Raw genomic sequence first — 14,543 nt, 5'->3', positions numbered from 1 at the left:
CGCAGGCGAGCCCTTTAATGTGCTCTCCCTCCGAGCGGGGAGTGTGTTCGGCGCAGGCGACTACGGTGTCGAGGTGACCGTCGACGAGGCGGCCGTCGAGCGACTGCTCGATACCACGCCCGCCGACGTTTCGAGCGCCCCCGAGTTGACCTTCGCGCGCAACGTGTTCGTCCCGCTGACGACCGCCTGCCGCTATACCTGTACCTACTGCACCTACTACGACCCGCCGGGACAGGCGTCGCTGCTGTCGCCCGAGGAGATTCGCGACATCTGCCGGCGAGGGGCCGACGCGGGGTGTACGGAGGCGCTGTTCACCTTCGGCGACGACCCCGACGACCGCTACACGGCGGTTCACGACCAACTCGCGGAGTGGGGCCACGACTCGATTCACGCCTACCTCCGAGAAGCCTGCGAAATCGCTCTCGACGCGGGGTTGTTGCCCCACGCCAACCCCGGCGACCAGACCCGCGAGCAGATGGAACTGGTCGCCGACGTGAACGCCTCGATGGGCGTGATGCTGGAGACGACTGCCGAGGTGCAGGCCCACGGCGGCCCCCGGGCGAAAGACCCGGGTCAGCGACTCGCCACCCTCGCCACCGCGGGCGAGCTCGGCGTCCCCTTTACCACCGGCATCCTCGTCGGCATCGGCGAGTCCTGGCGCGACCGTGCCGAGAGCATTCTCGCGATTCGGGACCTCCAAGAACGATACGGCCACATCCAGGAGGTCATCGTCCAACCCGTCGTGAACAACGACCGCTGGCAGAGCGGGTCACCGGACGTCGAGACCATGCGCCGGGTGACGGCGATGGCACGGGTCGGTCTTCCCGATGAGGTAAGCGTCCAGTCACCACCGAACCTCGCACCCGTCCGCGAGTTGCTCGACTGCGGCATCGACGACCTGGGTGGCGTCTCGCCGGTCACCGACGACCACATCAACCCCGAGTACGCCTGGCCGCAGCTGCGGGAACTGGAGTCTATCGCCGAGGAGGCCGGCGTCCCGCTGAACGAGCGGCTTCCGGTGTACGACCGGTACGTCGAGGAGGGGTGGCTCTCCGAGCGCATCGAGGCGGCACTGGACGCCGACGATTCTGCCGGCGAGCGCTACCGAGCGTTGCTGGCTGATTAACGCGGCACCAGCGGCGTGCCGTCGGCTTTCGGCCCCAACTCCGGCCCGTGGGGGCCGTCGTCGGGGTCGATGCGGCGGCGTTTCTCGTAGTCCGTCGAGCGCTCGACGGGGATCCGTCCGATAGCCGAAATCATGTCGACGTACTCCTGGAACGAGCGGAACTCGCCGTACTCGCCGCCGGCGCGTTTCGTGATTTCCTCCGAGAGGATGGTGCCCATGAAGTCGTCGGCGCCACAGGAGAGCATCTTCAGCCCCTGGGTGTCGCCGTACTTCACCCACGACGACTGGATGTGCTCGACGTTGTCGAGATACAGCCGTGAGACAGCTATCAGCAGTTCGTCCTCGTGGACGGTCGCTCCGGAGTCGACCATCCCGCGTTCGGCAAGCGGCGTGTCGCGGTGGACGAACGACAGCGGGACGAACTCGGTGATGTTCCCGGTTCGGTCCTGTAACTCCCGAATTCGGTCGAGGTGCAGCGCCCGGTGGGCCTCGTTGTCGACGTGGCCGTACATGATGGTCGCGGTGGTGTCCAACCCCACATCGGCGGCGGCTTCCATCGCGTCGAGCCACTCGCCGGTGTCGATTTTCGCCGGACAGATGACGTCCCGAACTTCGTCGACGAGGATTTCGGCGGCAGTGCCGGGCACGGAGTTGAGACCGGCATCTTTCAGCCGCTGGAACACCTCCTCGTAGCTCCAGTCGGTGCCCCGGCGGGCGTGGTAGGCCTCCTCGGGCGTCATCGAGTGGACGTGGACGCCGTCGACGGCCATCGCCCGAATCTGTTCGACGTACGTTCGCGGGTCGACCTCGTACTCTTCGGGCGGGCGGTAGTTGAGGTCGCCGCGGTCGCTCGATTCGAGTAGCTCGCGGTGTTCGTCGTCGAGCGCGAAGGCGGGGTGGAGCCCCGACACCGAGGTCACCTCGTAAATGCCGCGTTCGACGGCGTCACGGACGATTTCGCGGGACTCGGCGGGGGTTTTCGTGAAGCCGCCGTGGTCGTCCTGGTACGTCGTGCGGAACTGCTCGGAGCGGTCCTTGAAGTTACAGAACAGACACCCCGTGTTGCAGGCGGTCGTGACGTTGTTGTTGAGGTTGGCGACGAACGTGACCTCCTCGCCGACGACTTCGGCGCGGCGGCGGTCGGCGGCCTCCAGCACTCGCTCTTTGCGTTCGAGGTCGATGCCGTCCCGCTCGGTTCCAGTGGTTAGCAACTCTATGGCGTCGGCGACGTCGAGCCGCTCGCCGCTCCGCGCCTTCGCGAGGGCGTTCTCGAAGGATTGGTCCGTCTCGGGGCGGTGTTCGAACTCGAAGGAACCCCGCGGGACGTTCGCCGACGCCTCGAACGCGTCCATACCTCCCTTCGCCACTCGAACGTCAAAACCCCACCGGGTAGCGGCAGTCCGGTCAGTTGTCGGCGGGCCGCCGTCGGGGAGACCGCCCAACTGATATGCGCCGGCGCCGACGGGCCGGGTATGCTCATCACGCTCGAGGGTATCGACGGCAGCGGCAAGACGACCGTCCGGGAGGCGCTGGCCGACAGCCACCCCGAGGCGGTGTTCACCCGCGAACCGACCAATTCGTGGTACGGCGAGGCCGTCAATCGCTCCATCAACGACGACGCCGCCGACCCGATGGCGGAGTTGTTCCTCTACACCGCCGACCACGCCGACCACCTCTCGCGGGTGATTCGACCGGCGCTGAACGAGGGCAAGACCGTGATTTCCGACCGGTACTCGGACTCCCGGTACGCCTACCAGGGGGCGACGCTTGCGGGTGTCGTCAAACAGCCGATGGCGTACATCAAGGGCGTCCACGAGCCGTTCACCCGGAAGCCCGACGCGACGTTGTATTTCGATGTGCCGCCGAAGACGGGTGCCGAGCGCGCGGGCGCGACGAACAAGTTCGAGGCCGCCGACTACCTCGAACGGGTCCAGCAGAACTACGAACGACTCATCGACGCCGAACCGAACCGGTTCGTCCGTATCGACGCCACCCAATCGCCGGAGGAGGTCATCGCCTCGGCCGAGCGGGTGGTCGCAGACCTCCTCGATTAGAGCGTATCGGGAACCTCGACATCCTCGGGCGAGGGCATCCAGAAGTAATCGAAGGCGACACCGAGCGTCAGCGGCAGCAGGATGGCGATGCCAACGACCGTCGTCGGCGACCCGAGATTCGGCCCGAGGGCTTGCCCCAATACGAGCGTGAGGACGACCAATGCGAGCGGCGTGAGCAACAGCGTATAGAGGGCACCGCCCCAGCGAGTGTCCAGTCGGACGCGAAACACGCGCGTCAGGACGGCGGCGACGAGCGTGTTGACACCGATGAGGGCGAGCAATCCCACTGCTTCGAACACCGAGACCATACCGTCCGTAGGTGGTCGAGGCTCTTGCCTCTGTCTCTCCGGCGTCACCTCTTTGCTCGCCGCCCACCCAGGAGACGTATGCACCGCGTCCTCGGCGAGCGGGACCTCTCGGCGGTCGACGGCGACCTCGCACGGCGCCTGTTGACCGAGATGGTTCGCGCCCGCGTGTTCGACGAACGGGCCTTTGCGCTCCAGCGACAGGGATGGATGAGCGGCTACCCACCGTTTCGCGGTCAGGAAGCCTCACAGGTCGGCGCCGCGGCGGCGATGACTGACGACGACTGGCTGGTGCCGACGTATCGCTCCAACGCTGCCCAGTTGACCCGCGGTGTCCCGATGGCCGACATCCTGCGGTTCCGGCGCGGCTACCCGGAGTTCGGGTCGGACCACGACCTGCCGACTCTGCCGCAGGCGGTCCCCATCGCTTCCCAGATTCCCCACGCCGTCGGCGTCGGGATGGCCGCGACCTACCGCGAGACGGACGAGGCGGCGCTCTGTTACTTCGGCGACGGCGCGACTTCGGAGGGTGATTTCCACGAGGGGTTGAACTTCGCGGGCGTCTTTGAGGCGCCGGTCGTCTTCTTCTGTGAGAACAACGGCTGGGCCATCTCGACGCCCGAGTCGATGCAGACGGCCAGCGATAGTATCGCCGAAAAAGCCGACGCCTACGGCATTGAGGGTGTCCGCGTCGACGGCAACGACCCGCTTGCGACCTACGAGGTCGTCACCGAGGCGCTGTCGATGGCCCGCGAGGGGCGACCCGTCCTCGTCGAGAGTCTCACCTACCGGCAGGGTCCCCACACCACAAGCGACGACCCCGAACGCTACGCCGACCGCGAATCGTTCCCCGAGTGGCGCACGGCCGACCCCATCGAGCGGTTCGAATCAGCACTCAGCGAAGCCGATGCAATCGACGAGGGGTTCGTTGACGGCGTGCGCGAGACGGCGGAGGAAGCGTTCGCGGCGGCCAAACGCGACGCCGAAACCGCCGACGCCAACCGCGACCCCGAGGCACTGTTCGCTTCGGTGTACGAGACGGCCCCACCGAGTTTCGACGCACAGCGGAGGGAACTGAACGAGTGGCTTGAGCGCCACGGCGACCCCTACGAGAACGAGTAGTCGGCAGCACCCGCGTCACTCCAGACAGACGTAGGTCTTCGTGTCGTCGACGTTGTCGAGTTCTCGAACCTTCGTCGCCACGCCGTTGATGACATCGTACACTTCCTCGGCCTCGGCCTCGACGATGAGGTCGAAATCGCCGGCCACGACGTTCGCGTCGGCGACGTGGTTCAGTCCGCGAATCGTCCCCAAGAGCGACTCGGCGTGTCCCGAACCTGCCTTCACCATGATGAACGCACGGACCATGGTACCGATTCGCAGGGGCTGGCGAAAAATCTTTCCCGCCGCTTCCTTCCACGAGCGGTGAGTCACCTCCGTGGTACGGAGTAACATTATTGGGGCCGGTCGGCGTACGGTACGCCATGAGATTCGTTATCGTTGGTGCCGGTCGGGTCGGAATGCGGACCGCCCGGGTGCTGCGCGAGGAGGACCACGACGTCGTCATCATCGAACCCGACGAGACGAAGGTGAGCAGACTCGACGACGAGGGGTTCGACGTCGTGCAGGGCGACGGCAGCGACGAGGAGACGCTGTTGGCGGTCGGCCTCGAGGACGCCGACGGCATCGCCGGCCTCTCCGGTGACCTCGTCGTCAACTTCGTCGCCTGCATGATAGGGAAGGCCCACGACTGCCGGACGGTCCTCCGGGTCGACGACGACTACCGCGAGTACGTCGTCCAGAAGTACGCCTCCGACGTCGACGAGGTCATCTACCCCGAGCGACTCGGCGCCATCGCCGCGAAGAACGCTCTCGTCGGCGGCAACATCCGTGCCGTCGCCGACATCGCCCAGAACCTCCAACTCGTCCAGTTGACTATCACGCCGGAGTCGCCGATGCGTGGCTACTCGCTGACCGAACTCGAACTGCCGGCCGACTCCCGACTGCTCGCCTTCGGGAAAGCCGACGGCATACTCGAACTTCCCGGCCCAGACGACTCACTGGAGGCCGGCGACCGGGTCGTCATCATCGCCGACTTCAGCGTCCTCCGCGACGTCGAGCAGATTATCGTGGGTGACACGAGCCACGTCACGGCGACGGGGGGTGCCTGACCATGGTCGTCGCCTACGTGATGGTGAAAGCCCACACCGGTGAGGCCGACCGCCTGAAAAACGACATCGAGGCCATCGACGGCGTCGTCTCGGCACACATCGTCGCTGGCGACGTGGACATCATCGCCAAAGTCGAGGTCGACTCCCCCGCCGAGGTCAAAGATATCGCGGCCACCACGATTCAGAACCTCGACGGCGTCGAGGACACGCGGACGTACGTGGCGATGGAGTGAGGGGATACCGAAGCCATCCCCGCCGCCGCACGCTTTTTACCCGTCCCTATCGTAGTGTGTGTATGATTCACATTCGGGGGTCGGCACGGGGGACCGATTTGACCGGAACGCTGTTCGAGCGCGGCGAGGAGCCGCCGCAGTTCCGGGGGGCACCCGACGACGACGCGCCGTACGTCTGGGTGTGTGACGCCTTCTACCAGGTCGACAGCGGCGGGACGACCCAGGAACTCGGCGGGGAGGAGGTCCAAATCGCCTTCGAGTCGCCGATGCCGCGGGGATTCGAGACACGGGAGGACGCAATCGAGGCCGGGAAAGAGCACGTTCGGACTCAGTTCGCCCGCCTCGGCGTTCCCGAAGAGGAGGTGACCGTCGAGGTCATCGAAGTCGCAGATGAGGTTGCGGGCGCCTAAGCCACGAGGCCCCAGCGTTCGTCGTCGTAACTGCGGTCGCGTTCGGCGTCGAAGCGCTCCTCGATTGCACGTCCGAGTGCGGCTTTCTCCTCGCGGCTGATGCGGGCGAGTTCGTCGGCCTTGGCGACGGCGAGCGGCGGGCCGCGTTCGTGGGCCACGTCCCGGAGCAACTGCATCGTAATCGCCTCCCGAGTCGTTTCGTCGCGGGTGAACACCGCGGGGGCCTCCACGCGGAACAGGAGTTCGTCACGGGGGTCGTAGATGCAGAAGAAGGTCACTTCGTAGTCCTCGGGGTCGCGTTCGCGTTCGACCCCCACGGCGTCGCCATCGGCCGACAGCGGTTCGTCGACGCCACACCGGGAGACGAACCAGTTGGTGAACGTGAGACAGTCGGTCCGGGTCTCCCCCTCGTTGTCGGTCCGGCGGAGCGCGCGCTCGAAGAACGCGCCGTCGTCGACCCACGGGGCGCGCTCTTTGTTGCGGACCGCACGAGTGATGGCCTTCGAGGCGCTGTTCTTGACGAAGCCGACGAGCGGGACGCCGCGGTCGGCGAACGTCTCGACCAACTCGACGTATCCCTCGATTACGTCCCGCGGGCGTTCGTCCTCGATGAGTAAGTCGGCGAGTTCCGGATGCCGGTCGGCCCACGCGAGCAGCCCTTTCGGGTAGATGGGACCGTCGAGGATGAGCAAGTCGTCGACCACCTCCGACTGCGTTCGGGCGTGGGTCACCTCCGCGAGATACAACGACAGCGCGTGGACGACGGCCTCCTCGTAGCGGTTGACGTGTGGTGCCTGCAGTATGCGCCCGCGTGAGTACCCGCCGTCGAAGACGGTCCAGTCGTCCTCGCCACAGTCGACGGTCGCGTCGTTGGAGTGGACCGTCGCGACGACCGACCGGGCGCGATGGAGGTCGAGGTCGGAGGGGACGGCGGCCATCGCCGCCTGTGCCACGTCGAGAACGAGGCCGTTCGTGAACGTCGTCGGGTTGATGGTGCCGGAATCGAGGCCGTGTTGGGTCGGGAACGGGGCCTCTTGGAGGGCGGCGTCCTCGGCGTCGATGCGGCGGCGTCGCAACTCACCCACGGGTTCGATGACGCGTCGGCCGTCGTACCACAGCGGGTCGAGGAACTCCTCGAACACCGTCTCGGCGAAGGAGTCGTGGTCCGTGGCGTCGACCTGCTGGCTGATGCGCCCCGCCAGCTGGGCGATGCCGTCGAAGTGGACCGGGTCGAGGGTCATGGGCTATCTGCGTCGCTTTCGGTGTTAAATGGTCGGTGACCGAGCGTTCACTCAGTCCCCGAGGTCGAGTATCTGCCCCAGCGTGCGCTCGGGGTCGTCGTTGCCGAGCGCCGACTCGACGAGGAGCCGCCCGCCGAGAACGGAGGGACTCAACACCACGTCGGCGCCTGCTCGGCGGAGTTTCCGGACGTTCTCGCGGTCGGTGGCCGCGGCGACGATGCGGAGGTCGGGATTGAGTTCCCGTGCGGTCAGAATCGACAGCGCATCCTGTGCGTCGTCGTTCGTCGCGGCGATGAGTGCCGTCGCCCGTTCGACGTGGACGCGCTGGAGCGGTTCTTCGTCGCTGGGGTTGCCGGTGACGACCTCGAACCCGTGGTCCCGGAGGTGTTTGGCCTTCTCGGTGTCGCGGGTGACGACCACCGAGGCGTCGCGATTGAGGTTTTCGAGTATCGGTTCGGTCAGTTCGCCGTATCCGAGGACGATGTAGTGGTCGTCCAACAGGTCGAGTTGTTTGTCGCTCATGTTTCCGAGTGCGGTCGCGAGGCGGGCTTCGATGAGTGGGCCGAGCAGGGTACCGAGGGCGACACCGAAACTGGCGACGCCGGTGAGCAGCACCGACATCGAGAACAGTCGCCCCAACTGCGTCGTCGCAGTGATGTCGCCGTAACCGACCGTCGAGGCGGTGACGAGCGTGAAGTAGAAGGCGTCGAGGACGGTGTTCACCTGCGGAAACTCATCGCGCAGCGCGTACGTGCCGATGGTGCCGTAGGCCTGGACGCCGACGATGGCCGCCAGCGAGGCCAACTGCGTCGTGTTGAGGTCGACGCGTCGGTCGAAGTACCGGCGGTTGAGGAGGACGGCCGGGAGGGAAAGAACCGACAAGGCGACGAGCGGCAGCGAGAGGATGCTCGATTGGGCCACCCCCTGGAGAGCCGTCACGGGCAGTAACACGACAGTCGACGACCACGCCACTCGGTAGCCGCGTCGGAGCCCGTAGACGCTGACCAGCATGCCGAATCCCGTCATCGTCCCGGTGAATCCGGCCGTCCGAGCGACGTACTCCGGAATCACGGTGGCGAGCGGCCCGGAAATCGTCGTCGCACTGATGTTGACGAGCCCGGTGACGACCGACAACACGGCGACGACCGTCGTCGACAGCACCGCCGCTTGCGTCCGCAACAGCGTCGGCCGCTCGTGCCGCTTCTCCGATTCGGCCGCCATACTGTCGTCTCAGCTACGGCCACGATAAAACCTCTCCGCTCTCGGACGGGTCGGAGTGTCGCTGTCGGAGCGGTAGTAGTTTAACGCCGCAGGGTCTCAGGGGGCCCATGGTTCAAGCGCTCCCCGTCGAGATTCTGCTGGGGATATATCTCGGCATCCTGACGGGCATCTTCCCGGCGCTCGTCGCGTGGGGGCTCGGATTCATCTTCAAGTACTTTACCGGAGTCTCCATCCCTGCCTTCGGTGTCGTCGTTCTCTCCTTGGCCATCGCGGGTATCAACGGGGGGCTGCTGGCACTGAACGACCCGGCGGTTCTCGCCTCCGGTCCTCGGGTCATCGTCGCACTCGTCGTCGTGTTGATGGTCTCGATGTACGCCCACTCGAAGGGCGACCAGATGGGCGCGACGTTCCCGAAACGGCTGTCGCTGTCGAAGTTGCGGGAGCGAACGCTGTCGAGCGACGTGGTCGACCTCGTCGGCTCCCGCGGCGAAGTCCGCGTCGAGGTCATCGGCGAGGTCATCGACATGGAGGGGTATCCGCCGCTGTCCGAGGAGACACGGACGGCCATCAAGACCGACGAGTGGCGGCTCCCCGCCGACCTCCCGATTTCGGAACTCGAGACGCGATTCGCCGACCGACTGAAGACGGAACTGGACCTCGCGGACGTCTCTGTGTCAATCGACGAGCGTGGGCGAGCGACGGTGATTGCCGCGCCGCCGCTGTCGGGCATCTCCAAGCGAGTTCCGACCGGCAAACGGGCTGTCTCCCTCGACGTACTCGTCCCAACGGGGGTCGCCCGGGGTGACGAGGTACTCGTCGTCGCGGAGGACCTCTCCGTCGAGGGGACCGTCATCGCCGCCCGCTCCGGGACGAAAAAAGAGGAGTTGAAGACCGACGGCGGAACTGAGGAGGTCACACCCCCCGTCAACGCCCCGACGACGACGGGCGGGGATGGTCGTGTCACTGTCGCGGTCGCTCGCAGCGACGCCGAGAAACTGCTCTCGGTTCGGGGGGCGAAAATCGTCGTGACTGCCCGCGGAACCCGCCGGGAGTTCGAACTCATCTCGTTGCTTCGACAGGCGGGCAAACGCTTTCGGAAGCTCCCGGTCAAGCCGACCAGTTCCCTTGTGGGGTCGACGCTGGCCGGGGCCAATGTCCGTGATAACCACGATGTCGCGGTACTGGCAGTCAAGCGGCCCAACGGCTGGCTGGTCGCCCCGCGCGGGGCGACGGAGCTATCGGCCGGCGACGAACTGTTCGTCGTCGGGACACGCGAGGCGCTCAACGCTTTCGAGGGGGTGGTCGGATGACGCTTGCACAACTCGCTATCGTCGAGGGGTTCCTCGTCGACGTGGCGCGTGTCGCGGTGTTGGTACTGTTCGCTGGGGTTGTAGGCGCTATCGGAGGGCTGATTCACCGGTGGTACGCCAACGAACCGGTTCCGGACGGTCTGACGGTACTCGTCGGCCTCAGCAGCGTCGCACTGTATCTCAACACTGCTGGCGCGCTCGGTGAGGTCATCGGCGGTACCGGCGGGGACTTACTCGCTCTGGAGATGGTGGCTTACAACACCATCACGCTCTTCCTTTCGGGCGTCACGGCGAGTGCGGGTGGGCGAGTCGGCGACCGAGCCGGTATCAGCGTCTTCGCCGTGTCGGGACGGAAATCCGTCGAACAGGACGTGAGCCGCATCGTCAAGTCCGTCGGTCGGGTGACCACCGTCGAGGTACCGGACGACATCGAGGACATCGACGGCTACGAACCCGTCGACGCGGCGACGAAGGAGAAACTCGCCGGGCAGACGCTGCTGTTCCCCCGGCGACTCACCGTCGAGGAGTTACAGACACGGTTCGTCGAGCGACTCCGCATCGACTACGATGTCGGGTACGTCGACGTGGAGTTCGCCGAGGACGCGAGCATCGAGTACCTCGCGTTGGGACGGCGGGAATCCGGGCTCGGGCCGACGCTACCGCCCGGAAGTGCTGCCGTCGCCGCCAGGGCGGACCCGCCGAACAACGCCAGTCCCGGCGACGCCGTTCAGGTCTGGACGACCGGCGATGGGGAGGAAACGTCGCCACGCCGGGTGACGAACGCGGAGCTCCGGGGCACGGCCGAAGACGTGGTGACTCTGACGATGGACGAGCGGGATGCACGGCGCTTCGACACCGAGCGCCGATATCGACTCGTCACCCTCCCCGTCGAGGCTCGAACCGACCGGGAGTTCGCCGCCCAGTTGCGCGCCGCCGAGGAGACGACGACTGCGGTCACGATCGAATCAGGAAGCCCCCTCGTCAACTCGAGTGTCGGCGCACTCGATATCGCCGTCGTCGCGGTCCGAACGTCTGCCGGCGATATCGAGGCGATTCCGCCGCGAAGGCGAGCACTCGCTCCCGGCGAGACGGTGTACGCTATCGCTCGTCCGGCACAACTCCGTCAGCTGGAGGCGGCTGCCGCAGTGGACGGCCAGTAGTCGTTACAGACAAAACCGACGGCCCCCGAGTAAGGGTATGGCCGACGACCCGATAGACCCCAGCGACATCGGCGAAGGGGATGCCCCCCCAATCGAGGACGCACCGTACAAAATCATCTTCGAGGCGAACAAGTGTATTGCCGCGGGCAAGTGTGCGGAGGTATCGACCAACTGGGAGATGGACATCACGACGGGCATCGCCAAGCCGGACGTGTACTTTTTCGAGGAGGGTGACCTCGAGCACAACATCCGTGCGGCCGAGGCCTGTCCAGCAAAGAAGGACCGTGGAGTCATCCACGTCGTCGACCGGCGAACGAACGAAGAAATCGCCCCGGACCCCCACGGTGACGGCACGCTATCGGTCGATTGGTAGCACGAATCGGCGGCCGAGTACCGCTGGAACCGAATACACGATTTGAAACTGAAGTCGAATTTATATCGGTGTTTGTCCTACTCTCCGCCCGATTACTCCACAATGAACGCCGTAGATTAAGTGATCGGGTCGACACACCCACAACGAGGAACCCTGATTCCCCCATATATATATATTTGGAACGCAGGTAGGCAAGTATGGCGCGAAACGACAGCCAGGATAAGGTTAATCAGAATCGGCGGCGGCTCCTCCAAGCGATGGGCGCTGCCGGTGCGGCTGGACTTGCCGGTTGTTCCGGTCTCGGTGGCAACGGAAACGGCAACGGAAACGGCAACGGAAGCGGTCTTCCCGACGACCTCCAACAGCAACTCAGCGACGGCTTCGAGGAGGCGGGCTTCGAGACGCCGTGGGAAGGCGAAATCATCACCAACGAGAACCCAGAGCGCGTCCAGTGGGCGCAGGTCATCCAGGAGGAACTCAACGCTACGGAGTTCTTCGACATCGAACTGAACCAGTTCGAGTGGACGACCTACGTCGGCCGCGTACTGGCCGAGGACTCGGTCGAAGACGAGGCGCTCGTCTGTCTCGGCTGGTCGGCCGGCTGGGACCCCGACGCCTACATCCGGAACCTGTTCCACAGCGACCAGCACACGCCCGCCTGTTGTAACGTCAACCACTTCACTGACGAGAATATCGACAACCTCATCGACGAGGGGACGTCGACGACCGACATCGACGAGCGGGCCGACATTTATCAGGACGCCCAGGAGGCTATCATCGAAACCTCGCCGATGGCGTTCGTCCGTTACGGCGAGGAAATCGACGCCTTCCGGTCGGCGGCGGTCGAAGGCTGGGAGACCTACCCAATCAACGGCGGCAAGTACTACAGCGTCTACGCGCCGTGGGCGGGCGTCCACGCCGAGGTCACGGGCGACAACGCCGGCGACGAGAACGAACTCATCGCGACGTTCTCCGCCGACGTGGCCAACACCGACCCCACCGAGCAGAACGACACCACCTCGACCATGTCGACGAACCTCGTCTACGAGGGCCTGATGGGCGTCGACTACAGCGGCGAACCGCAGATGGTGCTCGCCGAGGACCTCGAACAGGTCAGCGATACCGAGTACGTGTTCACGCTCCGTGAGGGCGTCCAGTTCCACCCCAGCGAGGAGTTCGACTTCGACGGCCGCGAGCTGACCGCCGAGGACGTGAAGTTCTCCTGGGAGCGGTATCTCGGTACGACGCGAGAGGCCGACGTCGGCGACTGGCTCGGCGTCCCCGACACCCCCGAGGGCGAGTCTGCCGACTCCTTCGAGGGAACGCTCACCGTCGAAGACGACTACACGCTGCGAGTCGAACTGCCCGAAGTGTACGCGCCGTTCCAGTTCACCGTCGGCGACGGCCTCATCGTTCCGCGGGAAGCCGGCGAGGACGGTCCCCTCGACCTCTCGACGGAGCCCATCGGGACGGGCCCCTACCGCTTCGACGACTACGACCCCGACGAGCTGTGGCGCCTGACGGCGTTCGACGACCACTGGTACGACGGCTCCGGCGACGTGCCGGCCGACCAGCCCATCGAGACGGCGACGTTCCGCATCATCACCGAGAGCTCCGCACGCGAGGCCGCACTCCGCGGCGGCGACGTGGACCTCGCCCAGCCGCCGCAGGGCAGCGTCTCGGCGCTCGAAGAGGAGAGCGACTTCACGGTCACGAGCCGCATCGCCGGCGGCTTCGACATGTTCATCTACCCGATGAACGCCGACACGCCGTTCCAGAGTCAGGACGTCCGCCTCGCGGTCAACCGACTCATCAACCGGCCCGGCATCGTCAGCGCCGTCTACGACGGCATCGGTACCCCGGCGTACTCGCCGATTTCGCCGCTGGCGGGGTCGTTCACCTCCGAAGAGTTCAACCAACGCATGGGTGACGAGTACTCGCGGTACTACGGCGCCGAATAACTCCGGAACCGCGATTACCACCCCTACATGTCCCTACGCAGGTACGTCGTCAAGCGACTGTTACTCACCATCCCGATACTGCTGGGTGTGACGGCCATCACGTTCGCGATGGTCCACCTCCAACCCGGTGACGTCATCGACGTGCTCGTCGGATTCAACGACGTTAGCGCCGAGACGGAACGGCAGTTGCGGGAGCAGTACAACCTCGACGAGCCGATATACGTCCAGTACGTCCTGTGGCTCAGAGACGCCATGGTGCTGGACTTCGGGCAGTCGTTCATCTCCGAGCGGAGCGTCGGCGAGGCGATTTCGACCCGTCTCCCCTACACCGTGCTGCTCGGTGTCCTCGCACTCGTCATCTCCATCGCCATCGGGGTTCCGGCCGGTATCATCGCCGCCGTGAGGAAAGGCGAGCAGGCCGACGAAGTCAGCCGCGTCGCCGCTCTGATCGGTGTTGCGACGCCGAACTTCTGGCTCGGACTGATGTTGCTGCTCGTCTTCAGCGTCCAGTTGGGTTGGTTCCGAACCATTCCGCCCTCGGACGTGGCGGTGTACGACCCGTCGTTGCTGAAGTTCATGGTACTCCCCGCGATCACGCTGGGGACGGCCTCGGCCGCGCTTCTGATGCGCATCATGCGGTCGTCGATGCTCGAAGAGTTGAACAAGGAGTACGTGAAGATGGCCCGCGCGAAGGGACTTCCCGAGCGGACCGTCATCACGAAACACGTCGTCCGGAACTCACTGATTTCCGTCGTGACGGTGGCGGCGCTCCAAATCGCGTTCATCGTCGACGGCGCCGTCGTCATTGAGCAGGTGTTCTCGGTTCGTGGCATCGGACGCCTCCTACTCGGTGCGATTCTCCAGCGTGACTTCCCCATCATTCAGGCGTCGGTCCTGATGATTGGGGTGACTATCGTCTTCGCCAACCTCCTGGCTGACATCATCTACTCCTATCTCGACCCACGAATTCGCTACTAA

16 protein-coding genes are annotated in these 14,543 nt (G+C 65.4%); 11 read left to right on the top strand and 5 right to left on the bottom strand.

Annotated elements, in window-relative coordinates:
* Nucleotides 1-43 precede the first annotated feature (43 nt).
* The gene (cofG, locus tag HWX69_RS16640) at nt 44-1,126 is read left to right on the top strand and encodes a 7,8-didemethyl-8-hydroxy-5-deazariboflavin synthase subunit CofG (protein ID WP_178918157.1); all 1,083 of its coding nucleotides are present in this window, start codon (nt 44-46) and stop codon (nt 1,124-1,126) included.
* Here cofG and cofH read toward each other — a convergent pair.
* Nucleotides 1,123-2,478, bottom strand: coding sequence for a 7,8-didemethyl-8-hydroxy-5-deazariboflavin synthase subunit CofH (cofH, locus tag HWX69_RS16635; protein WP_178918156.1), 1,356 nt, complete (start codon nt 2,476-2,478; stop codon nt 1,123-1,125). The two genes, cofG and cofH, sit on opposite strands and share 4 nt — an antisense overlap.
* 120 nt (nt 2,479-2,598) lie before the next feature.
* Here cofH and tmk point away from each other — a divergent pair, with 120 nt between their 5' ends.
* A complete protein-coding gene (gene tmk / locus HWX69_RS16630) occupies nt 2,599-3,180 on the top strand; it encodes a dTMP kinase (protein WP_178918155.1) in 582 nt (193 codons plus the stop codon).
* Here the strand turns inward: tmk and HWX69_RS16625 are convergent.
* Nucleotides 3,177-3,488, bottom strand: a complete 312-nt coding sequence (locus HWX69_RS16625) for a hypothetical protein (RefSeq protein WP_178918154.1) — start codon at nt 3,486-3,488, stop codon at nt 3,177-3,179. The genes tmk and HWX69_RS16625 overlap by 4 nt on opposite strands.
* Before the next feature lie 78 nt (nt 3,489-3,566).
* Here HWX69_RS16625 and HWX69_RS16620 point away from each other — a divergent pair, with 78 nt between their 5' ends.
* The gene (locus HWX69_RS16620) at nt 3,567-4,607 is read left to right on the top strand and encodes a thiamine pyrophosphate-dependent enzyme (protein ID WP_178918153.1); all 1,041 of its coding nucleotides are present in this window, start codon (nt 3,567-3,569) and stop codon (nt 4,605-4,607) included.
* Nucleotides 4,608-4,622: 15 nt separating this feature from the next.
* Here the strand turns inward: HWX69_RS16620 and HWX69_RS16615 are convergent, their stop codons facing one another.
* The gene (locus HWX69_RS16615; RefSeq protein WP_156709298.1) at nt 4,623-4,853 is read right to left on the bottom strand and encodes an Lrp/AsnC family transcriptional regulator; all 231 of its coding nucleotides are present in this window, start codon (nt 4,851-4,853) and stop codon (nt 4,623-4,625) included.
* 116 nt (nt 4,854-4,969) lie between these two features.
* Between HWX69_RS16615 and HWX69_RS16610 the strand changes: the two genes are divergently transcribed.
* The 3 genes from HWX69_RS16610 (at nt 4,970) to HWX69_RS16600 (ending at nt 6,299) form a co-directional block, all read left to right on the top strand.
* A complete protein-coding gene (locus tag HWX69_RS16610) occupies nt 4,970-5,656 on the top strand; it encodes a potassium channel family protein (protein ID WP_178918152.1) in 687 nt (228 codons plus the stop codon).
* A 2-nt stretch (nt 5,657-5,658) separates the two neighbouring features.
* Nucleotides 5,659-5,889 (top strand): Lrp/AsnC family transcriptional regulator, encoded by a 231-nt coding sequence (locus HWX69_RS16605; protein WP_178918151.1) that lies wholly within the window; start codon nt 5,659-5,661, stop codon nt 5,887-5,889.
* A gap of 62 nt (nt 5,890-5,951) precedes the next feature.
* A complete protein-coding gene (locus HWX69_RS16600; RefSeq protein WP_178918150.1) occupies nt 5,952-6,299 on the top strand; it encodes a DUF7113 family protein in 348 nt (115 codons plus the stop codon).
* On the opposite strand, the gene HWX69_RS16595 is transcribed toward HWX69_RS16600, so the two are convergent.
* Together HWX69_RS16595 and HWX69_RS16590 are read right to left on the bottom strand one after the other, a co-directional pair.
* Nucleotides 6,296-7,540, bottom strand: coding sequence for a DNA double-strand break repair nuclease NurA (locus tag HWX69_RS16595; protein ID WP_178918149.1), 1,245 nt, complete (start codon nt 7,538-7,540; stop codon nt 6,296-6,298). The two genes, HWX69_RS16600 and HWX69_RS16595, sit on opposite strands and share 4 nt — an antisense overlap.
* Before the next feature lie 51 nt (nt 7,541-7,591).
* Nucleotides 7,592-8,761 carry an NAD-binding protein gene (locus HWX69_RS16590; RefSeq protein ID WP_178918148.1) on the bottom strand — a complete coding sequence of 390 codons (1,170 nt, stop codon included), beginning with the start codon at nt 8,759-8,761 and terminating at the stop codon, nt 7,592-7,594.
* A gap of 107 nt (nt 8,762-8,868) precedes the next feature.
* On the opposite strand from HWX69_RS16590, the gene HWX69_RS16585 reads away from it, so the two are divergent.
* The 5 genes from HWX69_RS16585 (at nt 8,869) to HWX69_RS16565 (ending at nt 14,543) form a co-directional block, all read left to right on the top strand.
* Nucleotides 8,869-10,071: a TrkA C-terminal domain-containing protein gene (locus HWX69_RS16585; RefSeq protein ID WP_178918147.1), complete on the top strand. Its 1,203-nt coding sequence runs from the start codon at nt 8,869-8,871 to the stop codon at nt 10,069-10,071.
* A complete protein-coding gene (locus tag HWX69_RS16580) occupies nt 10,068-11,231 on the top strand; it encodes a potassium transporter TrkA (RefSeq protein WP_178918146.1) in 1,164 nt (387 codons plus the stop codon). The genes HWX69_RS16585 and HWX69_RS16580 overlap by 4 nt, the downstream gene beginning before the upstream one ends.
* Nucleotides 11,232-11,268: 37 nt before the next feature.
* Nucleotides 11,269-11,604 carry a ferredoxin gene (locus tag HWX69_RS16575; protein ID WP_178918145.1) on the top strand — a complete coding sequence of 112 codons (336 nt, stop codon included), beginning with the start codon at nt 11,269-11,271 and terminating at the stop codon, nt 11,602-11,604.
* Between the two features lie 197 nt (nt 11,605-11,801).
* A complete protein-coding gene (locus HWX69_RS16570) occupies nt 11,802-13,565 on the top strand; it encodes an ABC transporter substrate-binding protein (protein ID WP_178918144.1) in 1,764 nt (587 codons plus the stop codon).
* Nucleotides 13,566-13,592: 27 nt separating this feature from the next.
* A complete protein-coding gene (locus HWX69_RS16565) occupies nt 13,593-14,543 on the top strand; it encodes an ABC transporter permease (protein WP_178918143.1) in 951 nt (316 codons plus the stop codon).

This window comes from Natronomonas gomsonensis (assembly GCF_013391635.1).
Classification (GTDB): Archaea; Halobacteriota; Halobacteria; order Halobacteriales; family Haloarculaceae; genus Natronomonas; species Natronomonas gomsonensis_A.
The sequence above is the reverse complement of the archived record's forward strand: the minus strand, read 5'-3'. Positions and strand labels throughout refer to the sequence as shown.